The organism is Kribbella sp. NPDC058245 (genome assembly GCF_042882005.1).
Taxonomy (GTDB): Bacteria; Actinomycetota; Actinomycetes; order Propionibacteriales; family Kribbellaceae; genus Kribbella.
In genome coordinates this window covers 111,645-129,737 of sequence record NZ_JBHVWY010000019.1, presented here as the reverse complement: position 1 = coordinate 129,737, position 18,093 = coordinate 111,645, and the positions used below count along the sequence as shown (strand labels likewise).

The 18,093-nt window shown below is 67.1% G+C and carries 16 protein-coding genes; 5 read left to right on the top strand and 11 right to left on the bottom strand.

From position 1 onward, the window contains the following. Positions 1-61: 61 nt before the first annotated feature. The gene (locus tag ACFVWG_RS35260) at positions 62-898 is read right to left on the bottom strand and encodes a hypothetical protein (RefSeq protein ID WP_391547812.1); all 837 of its coding nucleotides are present in this window, start codon (positions 896-898) and stop codon (positions 62-64) included. Positions 899-1,028: 130 nt separating this feature from the next. Here ACFVWG_RS35260 and sppA point away from each other — a divergent pair, with 130 nt between their 5' ends. Next, positions 1,029-2,681: a signal peptide peptidase SppA gene (gene sppA / locus ACFVWG_RS35255; RefSeq protein WP_391547811.1), complete on the top strand. Its 1,653-nt coding sequence runs from the start codon at positions 1,029-1,031 to the stop codon at positions 2,679-2,681. Here sppA and ACFVWG_RS35250 read toward each other — a convergent pair. After that, on the bottom strand, positions 2,678-3,262 hold the full coding sequence (locus tag ACFVWG_RS35250) for a cob(I)yrinic acid a,c-diamide adenosyltransferase (protein ID WP_391547810.1): 585 nt from the start codon (positions 3,260-3,262) through the stop codon (positions 2,678-2,680). The two genes, sppA and ACFVWG_RS35250, sit on opposite strands and share 4 nt — an antisense overlap. Before the next feature lie 50 nt (positions 3,263-3,312). Here ACFVWG_RS35250 and murA point away from each other — a divergent pair, with 50 nt between their 5' ends. The 3 genes from murA to ACFVWG_RS35235 all read left to right on the top strand — a co-directional run bounded on the left by murA (position 3,313) and on the right by ACFVWG_RS35235 (position 6,695). Further along, positions 3,313-4,599, top strand: coding sequence for a UDP-N-acetylglucosamine 1-carboxyvinyltransferase (murA, locus tag ACFVWG_RS35245; RefSeq protein ID WP_391547809.1), 1,287 nt, complete (start codon positions 3,313-3,315; stop codon positions 4,597-4,599). Between the two features lie 81 nt (positions 4,600-4,680). After that, positions 4,681-5,850: an enoyl-[acyl-carrier-protein] reductase FabV gene (gene fabV / locus ACFVWG_RS35240; RefSeq protein WP_391547808.1), complete on the top strand. Its 1,170-nt coding sequence runs from the start codon at positions 4,681-4,683 to the stop codon at positions 5,848-5,850. 56 nt (positions 5,851-5,906) lie between these two features. Next, entirely contained in the window at positions 5,907-6,695 is a 789-nt protein-coding gene (locus ACFVWG_RS35235) for an abortive infection system antitoxin AbiGi family protein (RefSeq protein ID WP_391547807.1), read from the top strand. On the opposite strand, the gene ACFVWG_RS35230 is transcribed toward ACFVWG_RS35235, so the two are convergent. From ACFVWG_RS35230 to ACFVWG_RS35215, 4 genes are all read right to left on the bottom strand, one after another. Then, entirely contained in the window at positions 6,692-7,273 is a 582-nt protein-coding gene (locus tag ACFVWG_RS35230) for an NADAR family protein (RefSeq protein WP_391547806.1), read from the bottom strand. The two genes, ACFVWG_RS35235 and ACFVWG_RS35230, sit on opposite strands and share 4 nt — an antisense overlap. A 693-nt stretch (positions 7,274-7,966) precedes the next feature. After that, positions 7,967-10,465, bottom strand: coding sequence for a DEAD/DEAH box helicase (locus ACFVWG_RS35225; protein ID WP_391547805.1), 2,499 nt, complete (start codon positions 10,463-10,465; stop codon positions 7,967-7,969). A gap of 45 nt (positions 10,466-10,510) precedes the next feature. Continuing rightward, positions 10,511-11,416, bottom strand: a complete 906-nt coding sequence (locus ACFVWG_RS35220; protein WP_391547804.1) for a hypothetical protein — start codon at positions 11,414-11,416, stop codon at positions 10,511-10,513. A gap of 56 nt (positions 11,417-11,472) precedes the next feature. After that, on the bottom strand, positions 11,473-12,423 hold the full coding sequence (locus tag ACFVWG_RS35215) for a TRM11 family SAM-dependent methyltransferase (protein WP_391547803.1): 951 nt from the start codon (positions 12,421-12,423) through the stop codon (positions 11,473-11,475). A gap of 264 nt (positions 12,424-12,687) precedes the next feature. Between ACFVWG_RS35215 and ACFVWG_RS35210 the strand changes: the two genes are divergently transcribed. After that, positions 12,688-13,035: a TraR/DksA family transcriptional regulator gene (locus ACFVWG_RS35210; RefSeq protein ID WP_391547802.1), complete on the top strand. Its 348-nt coding sequence runs from the start codon at positions 12,688-12,690 to the stop codon at positions 13,033-13,035. A 3-nt stretch (positions 13,036-13,038) separates the two neighbouring features. Here the strand turns inward: ACFVWG_RS35210 and ACFVWG_RS35205 are convergent, their stop codons facing one another. The 5 genes from ACFVWG_RS35205 to atpA form a co-directional block, all read right to left on the bottom strand. Beyond that, positions 13,039-13,470: a DUF2550 domain-containing protein gene (locus ACFVWG_RS35205; protein WP_391547801.1), complete on the bottom strand. Its 432-nt coding sequence runs from the start codon at positions 13,468-13,470 to the stop codon at positions 13,039-13,041. A 128-nt stretch (positions 13,471-13,598) separates the two neighbouring features. Beyond that, entirely contained in the window at positions 13,599-14,003 is a 405-nt protein-coding gene (locus tag ACFVWG_RS35200; RefSeq protein WP_391547800.1) for a F0F1 ATP synthase subunit epsilon, read from the bottom strand. Next, positions 14,004-15,458: a F0F1 ATP synthase subunit beta gene (gene atpD / locus ACFVWG_RS35195; protein WP_391547799.1), complete on the bottom strand. Its 1,455-nt coding sequence runs from the start codon at positions 15,456-15,458 to the stop codon at positions 14,004-14,006. It lies immediately after the preceding gene. Positions 15,459-15,463: 5 nt separating this feature from the next. Further along, positions 15,464-16,375, bottom strand: a complete 912-nt coding sequence (locus ACFVWG_RS35190; RefSeq protein WP_391547798.1) for a F0F1 ATP synthase subunit gamma — start codon at positions 16,373-16,375, stop codon at positions 15,464-15,466. Positions 16,376-16,381: 6 nt separating this feature from the next. Beyond that, positions 16,382-18,019: a F0F1 ATP synthase subunit alpha gene (atpA, locus tag ACFVWG_RS35185; protein ID WP_391547797.1), complete on the bottom strand. Its 1,638-nt coding sequence runs from the start codon at positions 18,017-18,019 to the stop codon at positions 16,382-16,384. Positions 18,020-18,093 lie beyond the last annotated feature (74 nt).

Here is an 18,093-nt window from a genome sequence, read left to right as displayed (position 1 = left end):
GAACTCCTGGCGGCTCACGGTTGAGGGGCCGTGAGCCGCCAGGTCAGCATCAGTCGAAGTGTCAGACCGGTGGGCGCAGCGGGCTCTTCCAGATGACGGCCGGCGTCCGCCCGCTGTAGTCCACGACAGAGATCTGACCCGCGTAGGGATCCAGCCTGAGCCAGCAGGCGCAGCCGGTGCTCGCATGCCGCCCGCTGCGCCAGAGCGCCTGACCGCTCGGAGATCGCAGGATCAGTTCGCCATCGGCGGTGAACCTCAGGTACGCGCCAGGCACGTTCGGACGGACCTGCCAGACGATGGTCGACCCGTAGCGAAGGACCAGGTTCCCGTTGGCCTGCACAGTCAGCACGAGCCACGGCTTGGGCGTGGTGTTCTTGGTCCATCCGCTGCGCAGGCTCTGCTTGCTGGCCAGCACTGAGTTCGCGTTCAGCCAGCACTGACTGGACGTCGACTGCCACACGACCTTCCCCGAGGCCGTGGTGAGGATCAGGTTGGCGTCGCGGGTGAGCATCAGGTGTTTGCCACCGAGCCCTGCGGTGTTGGAGTGCCAGAGGACACCGACGCCCGGACCGATGAGCCGAAAGTCCCCTGCCGGGGTCAGGTCCGTGTAGGCATTGGTCAACGACGGGTGAATCGTGTGGATCACCAGCCAGCACCTGTCACCGAATTGGAGCCGGCCCGGGCCGTTCAAGATCCCGTTGTACGACACCAGGAACGCGCTGGTGCTCACCTCGAACGAAGCGGGCCCGTTGGCGACCGCGTAATACCCGCTCGTCCGCTGCCCCGCATCAAGCACTCGCACCGGCGGAGGCGCGGCCGCCGTAGCCTGCCCCGCCAGGACGCCGGCCTGCGTCACAACCCCGACCAGCAACAGAATCGCAAGCCACACTCTTCGCATGGGTGACCCTCCCCTTCCCCTGGCCAGAAAGTAACACGCGCGGCATTGCCACGGTAGGCGGTCAGGATGTTGTCGCGAGCCGGTCGCAGTCCCGGCCCGACTGCTTGAAGGTGCGGTCTAGGGTCGAGGTATGAGCCTTCTCTTGGAGCTGGATCTGACCCGGGGTGTGCTCGAGACGCCGCCCGCCTCACCGGTGGCGGCGTTCCGCGCGCGGCACCTGCCGACGCTGCGTGAGCTGGTCGCAGCACTGCGCAAGGCGGCGCGGGACGAGTCTGTCGCCGGTCTGGTGGCCCACCTGGGTGGTGCGCGTCTGTCGCTCTCCCAGGTGCAGGACCTGCGGGACGCACTGGCTGACTTCCGTACGTCGGGGAAGCCTGCGGTCGCGTGGACCGAGTCGTTCGGTGAGGCCGGCGGCGGGACGGTGCCCTACTACCTCGCCACGGCGTTCGACGAGATCTGGGTGCAGCCGTCGGGTGATCTGGGGATCACCGGCGTCACCATGCAGGCGGTGTTCGTCCGCGGTGCGCTGGACAAGGCTGGCGTGATTCCGCAGTTCGGGAAGCGGCGTGAGTACAAGACCGCCGCGGACACCTTCACCGAGAAGCAGATGACCGGTCCGGGGCGGGAGATGGCCGCACGGCTCGCTGAGTCGGTATACGAGCAGATCGTCGACGGAATCGCCGTACGGCGTCGGCTGTCGCCGGAGCGGGTTCGTGAGCTGGTCGACAGCGCGCCACTGCATGCCCAGGCTGCACTGGACGCCGGACTGGTCGATCGACTCGGCTATCGATCGGATGTGTACGACGAGCTTGAGAAGACGCTCGGAGAGACCGAGCGGCTGCTGGCCGAGCGCTATGTACGGCGTGGGCCGCGCACTCTGGCTGAGCTCCAGCGACGACTCCCCTGGCCGGAGAAGCCACTGGTCGCGGTAGTGCGGGTCTCCGGTGGCATCACCGTCGGCCGGAACGCGAACAGCCCGCTCGGCGGACCAGGGTCCGGCTCCGACACGGTTGGCGCAGCTCTGCGTGCGGTTGCGGACAACGACAAGGTCAAGGCCGTCGTACTGCGGATAGACAGCCCCGGCGGCTCGTACGTCGCCTCTGACGCGATCCGCAACGAGGTGCTGCGGCTGCGGTCCACTGGGAAGCCGGTGATCGCCTCGATGGGCAGTGTCGCGGCATCTGGCGGGTACTTCGTCGCCATGCCGGCTGACGTGATCGTCGCGCAGCCGGGAACGATCACCGGCTCGATCGGCGTGCTGACCGGTAAGGGCGTCGTACGGGATGCTCTGGCCCGGATCGGGATCTCGCAGCAGGCTGTGTCGGAGGGCGAGAACGCACGTATGTACTCCGCGCAGGAGGAGTTCAGCGACGACCAGTGGGACCGGTTGGAGGAGACGCTCGACCGGATCTACCAGGACTTCGTCGCCAAGGCCGCACTGGACCGCGGACTGCCGGAGGCGGAGCTAGAGGCGCTGGCGCGCGGCCGGGTGTGGACCGGAGCGGACGCGTTCGACCGCAAGCTGGTCGATGAACTCGGCGGCTTCCAGCACGCGCTGACACTGGCCTGCAACCGCGCAGGACTCGACCGCGACAACATGCAGGTCGCTACCGTGCCGCACCGCAACCTGCTCGATCAGCTACGCGCACCGACCACTACAGACGATCTGGCCGTCACAGCGCAGCCGTTGACGCTGGACGGCCTGGCCAGTGGGGTCTACAGCGCGCTGGGACTCCCACCGGCCGGACTGCTCCGGATGCCGCTGAACTGGCAGCTGGCTTAAGAGGTTCGCTCGCCGCCCGGGACCCAAAGCACGTCGCCGCCGGACGAGAGGTTGGCGACGCGGCCCAGGATGAAGAGCAGGTCGGAGAGCCGGTTCAGGTAGGTGATGGCCAGCAGGTTCACCAGTGGGCCGTGCTCCTCGACCGCGGCCCAGGCGGTCCGCTCGGACCGGCGGACCACGGTGCGGGCTACGTTGAGGTAGGCGGAGCCCACAGAGCCACCAGGCAGGATGAACGAGCGCAGCTTGGTGAGGCGGCCGTTGTACTCGTCGCACCAGCCCTCGAGGCGGTCGATGTAGTCCTGCGTGATCCGCAGCGGCTCGTAGGCCGGGTTCGGCGTGATCGGGTTGCACAGGTCCGCACCGACGTCGAACAGGTCGTTCTGGATCCTGGTCAACAGCAACACCAGGGTGCTGTTCAGGTGTCCGGCCGCGATGGCGACCCCGATCGCCGAGTTCGCTTCGTCCACGTCGCCGTACGCCGCGAGGCGCGGATCCGTCTTCGAGGTGCTCGAGTTGTCGCCCAGGCGGGTCTCGCCTGCGTCACCGGTGCGGGTGTAGATCCGCGTCAAGTTCACAGCCATGGCAGGGACTCTACGCAAAGCCCGCCACGTCTAAACGCTACAGTCGACCAGTGGAACGGTTTCGGATCGCGGGTGAGGCACGGCTCGAGGGAGCTGTGGAGGTAGCTGGGGCGAAGAACAGCGTGCTCAAGCTGATGGCGGCGGCATTGCTGGCGGAGGGGACGACGACACTGCGGCAGGTGCCGGGCATCCTCGACGTCACGTTCATGGCGCAACTGCTGGACACCCTGGGCTGCTCGGTCACCGTGGATGCGGAGGCCGGGGTCGCGACGATCGCCGTACCGGCCGAGATCGGCTACCAGTGCGACTACGACCTGGTGCGCAAGCTCCGGGCCTCCATCTCGGTGCTAGGCCCGCTGCTGGGCCGCTGCGGCCGTGCGGAGGTCGCTCTGCCCGGTGGGGACAACATCGGCTCCCGCGGGCTGAACATGCACGTGGCCGGCCTGGAGGCGATGGGCGCGAAGGTGCACATCGAGCATGGTTTCGTGATCGCCGAGGCTCCGCAGGGGCTGCACGGCGCCGAGGTCTGGCTGGACTTCCCGAGTGTCGGCGCGACCGAGACGATCATGATGGCGGCGGTCCTGGCCCGCGGTACGACGGTGATCGAGAACGCCGCGCGTGAGCCCGAGATCCAGGACATCGCGGCTCTGCTGGTGTCGATGGGCGCCCAGATCGACGGCGCTGGGTCACCGCGGATCGAGATCACCGGAGTCAGCGGTCTACTCAAGCCGGTCGAGCACGTCGTCGTACCGGACCGGATCGTCAGTGGAAGCTGGGCGTTCGCCGCAGCGATCACCAAGGGCGACATCACGATCACGAATGGTCACGCCGAGCACCTCGAACTGCCGCTGGACAAGCTGCACAAGGCCGGCGCGCAGATCGAGGTCCTGAACCCGGGCTTCCGGGTCCGGATGGACGACCGGCCGAAGCCGGTCGACGTGGTCACACTGCCGTACCCCGGTTTCGCGACCGACCTGCAGGCCTTCGTCATCGCGATGAACGCGCTGAGTGACGGCGCGGCGATGGTCACCGAGAACCTGTTCGAGGGCCGGTTCACGTTCGCCCAGGAGCTCACCCGGCTCGGCGCGCAGATCCAGACCGACGGTCACCACGCGGTCGTCCGCGGCGTCCCCCGCCTCTCCGGAGCACCGGTCGTCGCGTCGGACATCCGCGCCGGCGCCGCGCTCGTGCTGGCCGGCCTCGCGGCCGAGGGCGAGACCTTGGTCTCAGCCGCCCACCACGTGCACCGCGGCTACACCGACTTCGCCGGCAACCTGCGCCGCCTCGGCGCTGATGTCACGGTCGAGCCCGACGACGCGGACGTGTACTGGAACTGAGCCGGCATTTTCCCGGCACTCTCCCGGCACTCTTCCGGAACTCCTGGCCGGTAACGCCGATCGGCGGGTTAGGGTCCTGGCATGAGTGAGCGCGTGGTCAAGCCAGTAGGCCGTGGTTTCCTGTTCCTGGACTCGCATCCGGCCGGATGCGTCCAGGTGGTCAGAAACCTGGCCGCCTCCGTCGAGCCCCGTACGGCGCAACGCCGGGTCGCGTTGGTGATCGGGTCCAGCTCGGGATACGGGCTGGCCACGACGATTGCCGGGCTGGCGCAGTTCGGCATCGACGGGATCGGGATCGCGTTCGAGAAGGACGCGACAGCTCGCCGGACGGCGACGGCTGGTTGGTACCGGACTGCGGAGACTGCCGCGCTGGCGGCTGAGCTCGGGCGCGACTTCAGCTTCGTGAACGCCGACGCCTTCGCCGACACCACGAAGACCGAGGTCCTGGACCAGATCGCCGAGCGGTTTGGTGGCATCGACCACCTGATCTACAGCGTCGCGGCCCCACGCCGTACCGACCCGCGCACCGGCGAGACCTACCAGTCCGCACTGAAGACGATCGGCGAGCCGTACACGACCAAGTCCCTCGCGTACGACGGCGCCGAGCCACAGCTGACCGAGGTCACGGTCGACCCGGCGTCGGACGACGACCTCGCCCAGACCGTCAAGGTGATGGGTGGCGAGGACTGGTCCCGCTGGATCACCGCGCTGCAGGAGCGCGACCTCCTGAACGAGGGCTTCAGCACCGTCGCCCTCACCTACATCGGCTCCGACATCACCGGCGCCATCTACCGCCAGGGCTCGATCGGCGCCGCCAAGGCCGACCTCGAGCAGACCGCCCTCACCCTGGCCAAGAACGGCGTCACCGCCTACACCTCGGTCAACGGCGCCGCCGTCACCCAGGCCTCCTCCGCCATCCCCGGCATCGGCCTCTACACCAGCCTCCTGCACAAAACCCTCGGCGACGCCATGCAGACGCCCATCGAGCAATCTGTCAGCCTCTGGTCCCAACTCACCGGCACCACTCCCCTGGACCTCGACGAAGACAACCGCATCCGCCTGGACCGCTGGGAACTAACCCCCGAAACCCAGTCCGCCGTCCACGCCGCCTGGCAGTCCGTCACCCCCGAAACCATCGCCACCCTCGCCGACCACGAGTGGTTCCACGCCGAAATCCGCAAGCTCTACGGCTTCGACGTCCCCGGCATCGACTACGAAGCCGAAGTAGAAGTCGACGTCCCCTGGCCGTGACCGTCGTCCACGCCGCTCGGGAGGCGGTCGCTCACTGTCTGTAGCAGGCTGTTCTCATGGCCAAGATCGAGGACCTGCTGCAACGGCGAACCGACCTGTCGACCTTTCTGGTGCACCTGACCCGCACCAGCGATGACGGAATCGGCGCTCTCGACAACCTGCAGTCGATCATCCGCGCCGGGACGATCAAGGCCCGCAAGGCCTTCGGCCCGGCGTGCAAACTCCAGTCCCACCTCGCGGGATCGTCCGCCACGCAGAAGGCCGTCTGCGTCAGCGAGACGCCGCTGGAGCACATCTGGATGATGCTCGAATCGATCGACGGCCGCGCGGTGCACTTCGAGCCGTACGGGCTGGCCATCACCAAGACGACCGGCCGGAAGGCCGGCTTCAACCCCGTCTGGTACTCCGACATCACCCGCCGGGGCGTCAACTGGCCCTCCACCGCGGTGAACCTGATGGTGCAGGAAGCACTCGACCGGGCGACAGGTCCCGATGGGAAGGTCGACCAGTACACCCTGCAACGCGAGCCGGTGTTCCAACTGACGCCGTACTTCGAGCAGATGGGGCCGATCAAGCAAGGACGCAAGGAGTTCTGGTGGGAGCGCGAATGGCGCAAGGTTGACGACTACCACTTGTCGTTCCCCACCAAGGTCGTCGCCCTGTTCGCGCCGGAACACGAACACGCCGTCCTGCACGACTTCCTCGCGCAACTGGACGCCGACCAGCGAACCCACTGGGTCGAGCGGCCGATCCTCGACCCGCGCTGGGGGCTGGAGCGCATGGTCGTCGCACTCGCGCGGATCGAGGCACACCAGATTGGCCCCTTCCCTGAAGCAGGCTCCTAACCCACCACCCGCCGACCGGCCAACCGCTCGCGCGCAGCCATCAAGGCAAACCCGAGCAGGTTGGTCCCCCGCCACCGAGCCGGGACCGACGCTGCCTCATCGTTCGCCGCCAGACCGATGCCCCAGACACGATCGACCGGGCTGGCCTCGACCAGGACCCGGGAACCGGTGCCTAGGAGATAGTCGCGCAGCTCCGGATGGGCGCTGAACTTGTGGATCGAACCGGCCACCACCAGCTCCATCCGATGCTGCCGCCAGGTCTCCTCGTCAAAATTGCGTACAGCACGGCCGGCAGCCTTGGCAGCTCCGGCATTGCGTGCCCCACGCACCGCCTCGAGCGCGGTGTCGTCACCAAACAGCCGTGCCTTACCGGCCATCATCCAGTGCTCAGCCGTCGGATAGCGGACATCATCCACGGTGAACGCCGCAGGAAACCACTGGCTGAAACAACTCGCATCAACGGCTCCGGGCCGACGAGGCCGGTGCCCCCAGAACGTCACATAGCGGTACCGCCGACCTCGCGCGATCCCGTCGAGCAGTTCCGCAACACTCCGCGGGCTGTGCACCCCATCACTCATGCACAGCAGTATTCGGTCCAGCGCACCTACACGCGAACCATTTCCTCAACCACCCAGCCGATCTCCACCCCCAAACCATCCGTCGGTCGGTGACCTGTCGGGGGCGCGGAGGGCTGGTGGTGGGGTTGAACAAGAAATGACCTGTCCGAACCCACCACATCTTGTTCAGGCCCCCAGTTGCTTCCGCGCTATGGCTAGGGCGGGCGGTGCGCATCGACCGAGCCGGGGAGCAAAACTGACCTGAATCGACAGGCAAAACACCCCAGCCCCCTGCAGCAGTCGCTTAACCGGCGACCGCACCACTACCTCAGCCACAGCCCGTTAACTACGAGCAACGGGAACCGCGGTCGCCAGCCGCACCATCCACCTCAACCAGGGACCACCGCAACCCGAAGGCTTCAGTCGACCGCCCCGCGGCGGCCGAGTCGCCCCGGGATACAGGTCTGTGGATACCCACTGCCACCCAGCGGCAGTAGGTATCCACAAAGCGAGCCCGGCCGCAGGCAGCGCCGCTAACGTCCGAAAACACGCCGACCACGTACTGCCATCGTTCGGACGTTAGGGCTGGGGCTCGCGTAGCGTCCGAAAACACGCCGACCACGTACTGCGATCGTTCGGACGTTAACCCCGCATCGTGCGTAACGTCCGAAGGGGCGGAGGGCCCGTCTCCGGTTGTTCGGACGTTGCGGGTGGTTAGAGGGGTTTGAAGGAGACCATTTCTAGGGCTAGGTCGGCGGCTTCGTCGGAGGCGGCCAGGTCTACGGAGGCGCTGATGCGCCAGTCGTGGTTGCCTTCGGGGTCGTCGATGATCTGCTGGACTTCCCAGTAGCCGGGGTGCTCCTCGACCATGAAGAGCGCCGGACCGCGGGCGGCCGGGCCGGTGTTCAATACCTCGTGTTCGGCGTAGTACGCCGTACCGGCTTCGGCCCAGCGGGCGGCGTCCCAGCCGGAGTCGGTGTCCAGTTGGCCTAGTTCGGCCCAGCGGTGGCGGGCGACGAGCTCGACGCGGCGGAACATGGCGTTGCGGACGAGGACTCGGAAGGCTCGGGTGTTGAGGGTGATCCGGCGCGGGCCCTGAGGGGTGACCTCGACCTCGGCGGTGACTGGGTTGGTGAGTTCTTCCCATTCGTCGAGGAGGCTGGAGTCGGTCTGGCGAACGACTTCGCCGAGCCATTCGATCAGGTCGGTGAGGTCCTCGTTCGCCTTGTCCGGCGGGACCGTCTGGCGCAGTGCCTTGTAGGCGTCGCTGAGGTAGCGCAGGACAATGCCTTCGGAGCGTGCAAGACCGTAGTACTGGATGTACTCACCGAACGTCATCGCCCGCTCGAACATGTCCCTGATCACGGACTTCGGCGACAGGCCGGCCTCGGCGATCCAGGGGTGGGTCTGGCGGTAGATGTCCAAAGTTGCCTCAAGCAACTCTTGGAGCGGCTTCGGCCAGCTGATCTCCTCGAGCAGTTCCATCCGCTCGTCGTACTCGATGCCGTCGGCCTTCATGCCCTGCACGGCCTCGCCCTTGGCGTGATGCAGTTGCGCCATCAGGATCGCGCGCGGGTCCTCGAGCGTCGCCTCGACCACGGACACCACATCCAAGGCATACAACGGATCCTCGGGGTCGAGCAGGTCGAGCGCGGCCAGCGCGAACGTCGACAGCGGCTGGTTGAGCGAGAAGTCCTTCTGCAGATCGACGGTCAGTCGTAGGTACCGGCCGAACTCGTCGGGCTCCGGGAGCCGCTCGACCACACCAGCCGTCAGCAGCGTGCGGTAGATCTGGATCGCCCGGCGGATCAGGTGCCTCTGCGACCTCGCGTCCTCGTGGTTGTCCTGCAGCAGGTGCCGCATGCTGGCGAACGCGTCGCCGTCGCGGGCGATCACGTTCAGGAGCATGGCGTGGTTGACCCGCATCCGCGACTGCAGCGGTTCAGGTTCGGCGACGACGAGCCGGTCGAAGGTGTCCTCGCCCCAGGTGACGAAACCCTCCGGCGGCTTCTTGCGCTGGACGCGCCGCTGCTTCTTCGGGTCGTCACCGGCCTTCGCCATCAGTCGGACGTTCTCCACGACATGATCAGGCGCCTGTACGACGACTGTCCCCGAAGTGTCGTATCCCGCCCGACCCGCGCGACCCGCGATCTGGTGGAACTCACGCGCCTTGAGGATGCGCTGCCGGCGACCGTCGTACTTGCTCAACGCGGTCAGCAACACGGTCCGGATCGGAACGTTGATACCGACGCCGAGCGTGTCAGTACCGCAGATGACCTTCAGCAATCCGGCCTGCGCGAGCTGCTCGACCAACCGCCGGTACTTCGGCAGCATGCCGGCGTGGTGGACGCCGATCCCGTGCATGATCAACCGCTGCAGTGTCTTGCCGAACCCGGAACTGAATCGGAAGTGTCCGATCAGCTCCTTGATCTTGTCCTTCTCTTCCTTCGTGCAGACGTTGATGCTGGTCAGCGCTTGCGCGCGTTCCAGCGCCGACGCCTGCGTGAAGTGCACGACGTACACGGGCGCCTGGTTGGTCACCAGGAGCTCTTGCAGCGTCTCGTGCAGCGGCGTGGTGACGTACTTGTAGACCAGCGGGACCGGGCGCTCGCCCGACGAGATGATCGCGGTTGGCTTGCCGGTACGGCGGGACAGGTCGATCTTGAACCGTTCGACATCGCCGAGCGTCGCCGACATCAGCACGAACTGCGCATTGGGCAGCTCCAGCAACGGCACCTGCCAGGCCCAGCCGCGGTCGGGCTCGGAGTAGAAATGGAACTCGTCCATCACCACCTGGCCGACATCGGCCGCGGCTCCTTCACGCAACGCGACGTTGGCCAGGACCTCCGCCGTACAGCAGATGATCGGGGCGCCCGCGTTCACCGAGGCGTCGCCGGTCAGCATGCCGACCTTGTCCGCGCCGAAGATGTCGCACAGCGCGAAGAACTTCTCCGACACCAGCGCCTTGATCGGCGCGGTGTAGAAGGTCCGCACGCCGTGGGCGAGCGCCGCGAAGTGGGCGCCGGTCGCCACCAGGCTCTTGCCGGACCCGGTCGGGGTGGACAGGATCACGTTCGATCCCGTCATCACCTCGATGACCGCCTCCTCCTGCGCCGGGTACAGCGAGATCCCCTGCTCCCCCACCCAGGTGGCGAACGCGTCGTACAGCGCGTCGGGCTCAGCGGTCTCCGGCAACTTCTCGGTCAGCGTCATCACTGCCCATTGTCCCTCACGCCCGCCAAGCAGACCGGCAGCGGCTCAGGCGGCGCTCCGGAGCGCCGGGACGCGGCGGAAGGCGGCGTCCTCGTGCCGGGTCAGCTCGTACAGCGTGCGGAAGATCTGCCCCTGCGGCGAATGCCCCGGATCCAGTACGTCGAAGCCGAGGATCTGCTTGCCCTCGTCGTACGTGATCAGCAGCGTCTTGTCGTAGAGGGCGAAGTCGCGCGGAATGATCAGTGAGGGGTAGTTGCGCCGGTAGTCCGAGACGGTGATCCAGTAGCTGGCGACGTCACCGGTGTGCTCCCAGTAGTACGCGAGCAGCTCCTCATCGGCCAGATCGCTCTCCATCTGCTCCGCCTGGTCGTCGTCGATCACGAACAGCCGCGTCTTGAACTTCATCCGCTTGCTCTTGAGCTCCATCAGGTACGCCGTCGCCCCGCGCTCCTCCTTGTACCAGCGCAGCGTGTTCCGCTGGATCCCCTCGTACCCGTCCGAGTGCTCGATCGCACTGCGCAGATAACCGAGGTACGCGGCCGGACCGACGTACGGGATGTTCCGGAAGTTGTCGCTCATCGAGGAGCGGATCAGCTTGGACAGTGCGTCGTTGTGGCGCGGGCAGCTGGTCAGCATGCCCAGAGCGGTCTCCTGGTAGTCGATGCGCTCGGTCAACGCACCAAGGCTCGCGTTGAGTCGGCCGAGCTCGTTGAGCGAGTTCGACGTGGCGGTGAGCAGCTGGCGGAACAGCTCGAAGATCCAGCCGCCGAGCGTCCCCACAATCACCGCCAGCACGTGACTGGGCACCTGCCGCGCCGTGAACGCGTTGGTGGCGCCTGCCGAGAACAGCAGGATCGCCTCCAACGTCAGCGTGCCCACGATCGCCGAGCCGGCCAGCCGCCTCGGATCGACGGACTGAATCAGTGTCTTGCCCTCACCGGACGTGCTCATCCGACTCCCCCTTGACCTTGCGTCCCATGGTGACCTCGGTCACAGCACGCTGCAACCTAAATGCGTTGCGGCGTCAGTACGACGATCCGCGGGTGCTGCCCGGCCACACTGATGTCGTACGCCGCCTGCACCGTCCAGCCCGTTCCCAGCAGTGCTGCCTGCTCCTGGCTGAGCAAAGCGACCACCAGTCCGTCCGGTGCCAGCACCTGTCGCCAGGCGCGCAAGTACGGCGTGAGGTCGCCGACCGCTAGTCGCACGCCCCACGGTGGATTCGTGATGATGCGATCCACCGGGCCGCTCACCCGCGCCGCATCTCCCAGCTGGACCTGTACGGCGGTCGAGTTCGCCCGCGTGGCCGCAACCGCCTCAGCACGCCGGTCGATCCCCCGGTACGACGCTGTCGGCTGCAGCTCGTGTGCTTCCACCAGCAGGGTTCCGGCACCACAGAACGGGTCCAGCACTCGCATGCCCGGCTCGATGCGTGCCAGCCGAGCCATGGCCGCAGCCACTGGTGGATGCAGGCTGCCGACGACGGTCCGCTGTCTCCACGCGCGGCGGTGCAGCGGTACGTCGTACGGGCGTACTCCGACCCACATGGTCTTGCCGTCGAGCACCACGCGCCACTCGGATCGCTGAGCCGGCGGACGAGCCCCACCCCGGCGCGAGTGGTACTCCCCACCCAGGACCGCGCCCACGTGATCCTCAACGTCGTACCGATTGAAGTTCCGTTCGCCAACGAACGACGCCGACACCGCAAACGGCCCCACCGCCTTAGCCGTCAACGACACCGACCGCAGACTGTCCTTCGTCCGCCCCGGATCCGGTACGGCGTCCTGGACCAGGAACACGTCGTCCGCCAACCGCGGCGGCCGTCGTACCAGCTCGTCCGTGGCCTCAACGATCAACTGTCTCTTCGACACATCGACCACGCGATGTCCCCTGGCAGCGATCTCCTCAGCCGCCAGACCTTCCGACCCCGACACAGTGCGCACAAGCACCAAGGGCATGCGTTTTCTCCCGGTGAGCAATCGGGAGTGACCAGACGGTCAGTCCCGCATCACCGGCTCTCGGGCCAAAGGCCTCAACCGAACCGGCGGCTCGTCAGGCCGCCGGAAAGAAAAACGCGTACATGCCTTGCATCGTCACATCCGTGTCCACCGATTTTCACGCCAGCCTCCGAAGGTTCGCAGTGCGTCGTCGGCGTGTTTTCGGACGTTGCGTGGCTGGGCGAAGCTGCACTGGGATGTTGTGCGAGGTGGCAGGCTGGATGGGTGGCAGCTGACCTGACCGAAGTCCGCGGGCTCCTCGCGGCTGACCGTGAGCGTACCCGTGAGCTGATCGGGTCGCTGAAGCAGAACGTCAGCACGATCGTCGAGGCCAGTCGCCTCACCGCAACCGACGACGAGCATGATCCTGAGGGCGCCACCATCGCCTTCGAGCGCTCTCAGACCAGCTCACTGCTCGCGTCCGCCGCTGCCCACCTGGCTGATGTCGAGGCCGCTTTGGAGCGGCTGGATGACGGTACCTACGGGCGGTGCGAACGCTGCGGCGCGTCGATCTCGCCGGAGCGGCTGCTTGCGCGCCCGGCGGCGCGCACCTGCATCACGTGCGCCAGCTAGCAGTCAGAGGTAGGTCTGGGTGCTGGGGGGTGCGGATTCCATCCAGGCGAGGACGCCGGTGAGGGCTTCTTCGGTCATCGCGAAGTGGACGGTGCGGTCACGGAGCTCGGCGTCGACGATGACGTGGCCGGCGTACGTGACCAGGGGCTCGTTGCCCATCGGGCGGCGGGTCTTGATGCCTTCGAGCTGGCGGCGGTTGACGGTGAGCTTGGGCCACCAGGCGAGGCTGAAGACGCGGAACCACTGCAGGTCGTCACCGACGTAACGAGCCAGGCCGAGGGCCCAGCCGCGGCCGTGGTCCTTCTCGGCCAACTGCAGGCTGCAATCGAACGTGCCGCCGTCCCTGGTCAACCAGCGACGACGGCACGCGAAAGCGATGACGAACAGGACGGCGGCAGCCAAACAGACCCCGACGACATCGAGGACTGTTCCCATACCCTGCCGACCCCATTTCCGGTGCCTGTGCGTCCCGGCACCGCCGGAGAACCCGTACTGTCAGTGACGTTCTTCGATTATGACAGGTGGGGTGGAGCCGTGATCGGCCCCACCCCACCCGCGGTACTTCAGGATGCTGTTTCGGCGGCCCGGACCCGGGCCTCCGCGGCCCGGACCTCGTCGGCGTCGGACTCACTGGCGGTGCCGGTCGCGAGCGCCTGCTCGAGCTCGCGACGAGCGTCCTCCAGGTCGATGTCGTGACCCAGCTCGGCGTTCTCGGCCAGGATCGAGACCCGGTCGTTCGCCACCGAGATGAAGCCGTCCGGGGCGGCCGCGACGAGGAACTCCCCGTCGACGGTCCGCACCTGGACGGTGCCACCCTGCAGCAGACCCAGCAGCGGGGCATGGCCCGGGAGGATACCGACGTCGCCGTCGGTGGTGCGGGCGATGACGATCGTCGCCTGCCCCTCCCAGACCACCCGCTCGGCCGCGACCAGCGCGACCTCGAGGTGCTTGCCGCTGTCCTCAGCCATTTACAGCTCCTTCTGGAGTTCGGCCCAACGCCGCTCGACGTCGTCGAGCGAACCGACGTTGAAGAAGGCCTGCTCGGCGATGTGGTCGCACTCGCCGTCCGCGATCTTCTTGAACGACTCGATGGTGTCCTTCAGCGGCACCGTCGAACCCGGCGTGTTGGTGAACTTCTCCGCCATGTAGGTGTTCTGCGAGAGGAACTGCTCGATCCGGCGCGCGCGGGCGACGGTGATCTTGTCCTCTTCGGAGAGCTCGTCGACACCGAGGATGGCGATGATGTCCTGCAGTTCCTTGTTCTTCTGCAGGATCTGCTTCACCCGGACGGCCACGTCGTAGTGCTCCTGGCCGATGTACTGCGGGTCGAGGATCCGCGACGTGGAGGTCAGCGGGTCGACGGCCGGGTACAGACCACGCGACGCGATCACCCGCGAAAGCTCGGTGGTCGCGTCCAGGTGCGCGAACGTGGTGGCCGGCGCCGGGTCGGTGTAGTCGTCGGCGGGCACGTAGATCGCCTGCATCGAGGTGATCGAGTGACCACGCGTCGAGGTGATCCGCTCCTGCAGAACGCCCATCTCGTCGGCCAGGTTCGGCTGGTAACCCACGGCGCTCGGCATCCGGCCGAGCAGCGTGGAGACCTCGGAACCGGCCTGCGTGAAGCGGAAGATGTTGTCGATGAAGAGCAGCACGTCCTGCTCCTTCACGTCGCGGAAGTACTCCGCCATCGTGAGGGCCGACAGCGCGACGCGAAGACGCGTGCCCGGCGGCTCGTCCATCTGGCCGAAGACGAGCGCGGTGTCCTTGAACACGCCCGCGTCTTCCATCTCGTGGATCAGGTCGTTGCCCTCACGGGTCCGCTCACCGACACCGGCGAAGACCGACGTACCACCGAAGTTGTGGGCGATCCGGTAGATCATTTCCTGGATCATGACCGTCTTGCCGACACCCGCACCGCCGAACAGGCCGATCTTGCCACCCTGGACGTACGGGGTGAGCAGGTCGAGCACCTTGATACCGGTCTCGAGCATCTCGGTCTTGGACTCGAGCTGGTCGAAGGCCGGCGCCTTGCGGTGGATCGGCCAGCGCTCGGTGATCTCGAACTCGGACTCGTCCTGGTTCAGGCACTTGCCGGTCACCGACCACACGCGGCCCTTGGTGACGTCGCCGACCGGGACGGAGATCGCGGCACCGGTGTCGCGCACCTCGGCGCCCCGGACCAGACCGTCGGTGGGCTTCATCGAGATTGCCCGGACGATGTTGTCGCCGACGTGCAGCGCAACCTCGAGGGTGATCGTCGTGGTGACCTCGGCCAAGGTGATGTCCACCTCGAGCGCGTTGTACATCTCCGGCATCGCGTCCGCGGGGAACTCGATGTCGACGACCGGGCCGATGACCCGGGCAACCCGGCCCACGGCACCAGCCGCGCCGCTGTTGTCTTTCTCGGTAACCGTCGCTGTCATCTCTCTCACTCGCTCCCGGCGTTGGCGTCAGCCAGCGCGTTGGCGCCACCGACGATCTCGCTGATTTCCTGGGTAATGGCCGACTGCCGCACCTGGTTGTACTCGCGGGTCAGTCGTTCGATCAGATCCTGCGCGTTGTCCGTCGCGGACTTCATCGCCCGCTGCCGGCTGGCCAGCTCGGAGGCCGCCGCCTGCAGCATGCAGTAGTGGATCCGGCTGGCGACGTACTTGGGCAGCAGCCCGTCGAGCACGTCCTCGGCGGACGGCTCGAACTCGTACAGCGGCAGTACGTCGTCCGCGGCCGGAGCCTCTTCGCCCTCGACGACCTCCAGCGGCAGCAGCCGGATGACGTCCGGCTTCTGCGTCAGCATCGACACGAACCGGGTGAAGACGATGTGGATCTCGTCCACGCCGCCCTCCTCGGTCGGGGTCAGGAAGGACTCGATCAGGGCGTCGGCGATCTCCCGGGCCCGGGCGAACGACGGCGCGTCGGAATCGCCGCTCCACGACTGCGCGACCTCGCGCTGCCGGAAGGTGAAGTACGCGATCCCCTTGCGGCCGCTGAGGTACGGCACGATCTCTTTGTCGTCCTCGCGGAGCATCTGGTTCAGCCGCTCACCCTCGCGGATGACCGAGGACGAGTAGGCGCCGGCCTGGCCGCGGTCCGAGGTGATCAACAGCACCGCGGCACGCTTCGGGTTCGGCTTCTCCGTGGTCAGCGGGTGGTCGACGTTCGAGAACGTGGCCACCGCCGACACGGCACGGGTGAGCTCACGCGCGTACGGACCGGCCGCCTGGGCGCGTTGCTGCGCCTTGACGATCCGGGACGCCGCGATGAGCTCCATCGCACGGGTGAGCTTCTTGATCGTCGTGACCGAGTCACGACGATCCTTCAGCTCGCGTTGGGTTGCCGGCATGGACGATCAGCCCCGCTTCTGCCGGACGATCTGCTCCTGCTCGACGTCCTCTTCGGCCATCGCCTCGGTCTCCTCGCGACCCACGAGCAGCTGCCCGTCGGAGGTCTGGAAGGTCGGCTTGAACGCGGCCAGCGCGTCCGTCACGGCCTGCTGGGCGTCCTCGGGGAAGAGGTTCGACTCACGGATGCCCTCGAGCACCTTGCCGTCGCGGCGCAGGTACTCCAGGAACTCGCGCTCGAAGCGCAGTACGTCGGCGACCGGCACGTCGTCGAACTTGCCGGTGGTACCGGACCAGATCGAGACGACCTGGTCCTCGACCGGGTACGGCGAGTACTGCGGCTGGCGAAGCAGCTCGACCAGACGCTGACCACGGTCCAGCTGGCGGCGCGAGGTGGCGTCGAGGTCGGAGGCGAACATCGCGAAGGCCTCCATCGCGCGGAACTGCGCGAGGTCGAGCTTCAGCGTGCCGGAGACGTTCTTCATCGCCTTGACCTGCGCGGCGCCACCAACACGCGACACCGAGATACCGACGTCGATGGCGGGACGGATGTTGGCGTTGAACAGGTCCGACTGCAGGAAGATCTGGCCGTCGGTGATCGAGATGACGTTGGTCGGGATGAACGCCGAGACGTCGTTCGCCTTGGTCTCGATGACCGGCAGGCCCGTCATCGAACCGGCGCCGAGCTCGTCGCTCAGCTTCGCGCAGCGCTCGAGCAGCCGGCTGTGCAGGTAGAAGACGTCACCCGGGTAGGCCTCACGGCCCGGCGGGCGGCGCAGCAGCAGCGACATCGAGCGGTAGGCCTCGGCCTGCTTGCTCAGGTCGTCGAACACGATCAGGACGTGCTTGCCCTGGTACATCCAGTGCTGGCCGATGGCCGAGCCGGTGTAGGGAGCGACGTACTTGTAGCCGGCCGGGTCGGACGCCGGGGAGGCGACGATGGTGGTGTACGCCATCGCGCCGGCCTCTTCGAGCGCGCCGCGGACGGCGGCGATCGTCGAGCCCTTCTGGCCGATGGCGACGTAGATGCAGCGAACCTGCTTCTTCGGGTCGCCGGACTCCCAGTTGGCCTTCTGGTTGATGATCGTGTCGATCGCGATCGCGGTCTTGCCGGTCTTGCGGTCGCCGATGATCAGCTGCCGCTGGCCACGGCCGACGGGGATCATGCCGTCGATCGCCTTGATACCGGTCTGCAGCGGCTCGCGGACCTCCTGGCGGTCCATCACGCCGGCGGCCTGGAGCTCCAGGGCGCGGGTGCCGTCGATGCCGTCGATCTCGCCGAGGCCGTCGATCGGGGCGCCCAGCGGGTCCACGACGCGACCGAGGTAGCCGTCGCCGACCGGGACGGACAGGACCTGGCCGGTCCGGCGGACCTGCTGGCCCTCCTCGATACCGCCGAACTCACCGAGCACGGCGACACCGATGTCGCGGACATCGAGGTTCAGCGCGATGCCCTTGGTGCCGTCCTCGAACTCGAGCAGCTCGTTGGTCATCGCCGAGGGCAGGCCCTCGACGTGCGCGATGCCGTCACCGGCGTCGATAACAGTGCCGACCTCTTCGCGGGCCGCCTCGGCCGGCTGGTAGTCGGTGACGAACCGATCCAGGGCGTCCCGGATCTCCTCCGGCCTGATCGTGAGCTCAGCCATTTCGTGTTTCCTGCTTCCTTGACCCTTGCTGGCCTGTTGTGGCTCTAAAGGTTTGCCGCCCTTAGCGCCGCTGT

Coding starts and splice junctions, on each gene's coding strand:
- ACFVWG_RS35220 (WP_391547804.1), bottom strand. CDS start 11,416: ATGAGCACGTCCGGTGAGGGCAAGACACTGATTCAGTCCGTCGATCCG.
- atpA (WP_391547797.1), bottom strand. CDS start 18,019: ATGGCTGAGCTCACGATCAGGCCGGAGGAGATCCGGGACGCCCTGGAT.
- ACFVWG_RS35200 (WP_391547800.1), bottom strand. CDS start 14,003: ATGGCTGAGGACAGCGGCAAGCACCTCGAGGTCGCGCTGGTCGCGGCC.
- ACFVWG_RS35235 (WP_391547807.1), top strand. CDS start 5,907: ATGGCCAAGATCGAGGACCTGCTGCAACGGCGAACCGACCTGTCGACC.
- ACFVWG_RS35250 (WP_391547810.1), bottom strand. CDS start 3,262: ATGGCTGTGAACTTGACGCGGATCTACACCCGCACCGGTGACGCAGGC.
- ACFVWG_RS35225 (WP_391547805.1), bottom strand. CDS start 10,465: ATGACGCTGACCGAGAAGTTGCCGGAGACCGCTGAGCCCGACGCGCTG.
- ACFVWG_RS35230 (WP_391547806.1), bottom strand. CDS start 7,273: ATGAGTGATGGGGTGCACAGCCCGCGGAGTGTTGCGGAACTGCTCGAC.
- ACFVWG_RS35190 (WP_391547798.1), bottom strand. CDS start 16,375: ATGCCGGCAACCCAACGCGAGCTGAAGGATCGTCGTGACTCGGTCACG.
- ACFVWG_RS35205 (WP_391547801.1), bottom strand. CDS start 13,470: ATGGGAACAGTCCTCGATGTCGTCGGGGTCTGTTTGGCTGCCGCCGTC.
- ACFVWG_RS35260 (WP_391547812.1), bottom strand. CDS start 898: ATGCGAAGAGTGTGGCTTGCGATTCTGTTGCTGGTCGGGGTTGTGACG.
- ACFVWG_RS35215 (WP_391547803.1), bottom strand. CDS start 12,423: ATGCCCTTGGTGCTTGTGCGCACTGTGTCGGGGTCGGAAGGTCTGGCG.
- fabV (WP_391547808.1), top strand. CDS start 4,681: ATGAGTGAGCGCGTGGTCAAGCCAGTAGGCCGTGGTTTCCTGTTCCTG.
- atpD (WP_391547799.1), bottom strand. CDS start 15,458: ATGACAGCGACGGTTACCGAGAAAGACAACAGCGGCGCGGCTGGTGCC.
- sppA (WP_391547811.1), top strand. CDS start 1,029: ATGAGCCTTCTCTTGGAGCTGGATCTGACCCGGGGTGTGCTCGAGACG.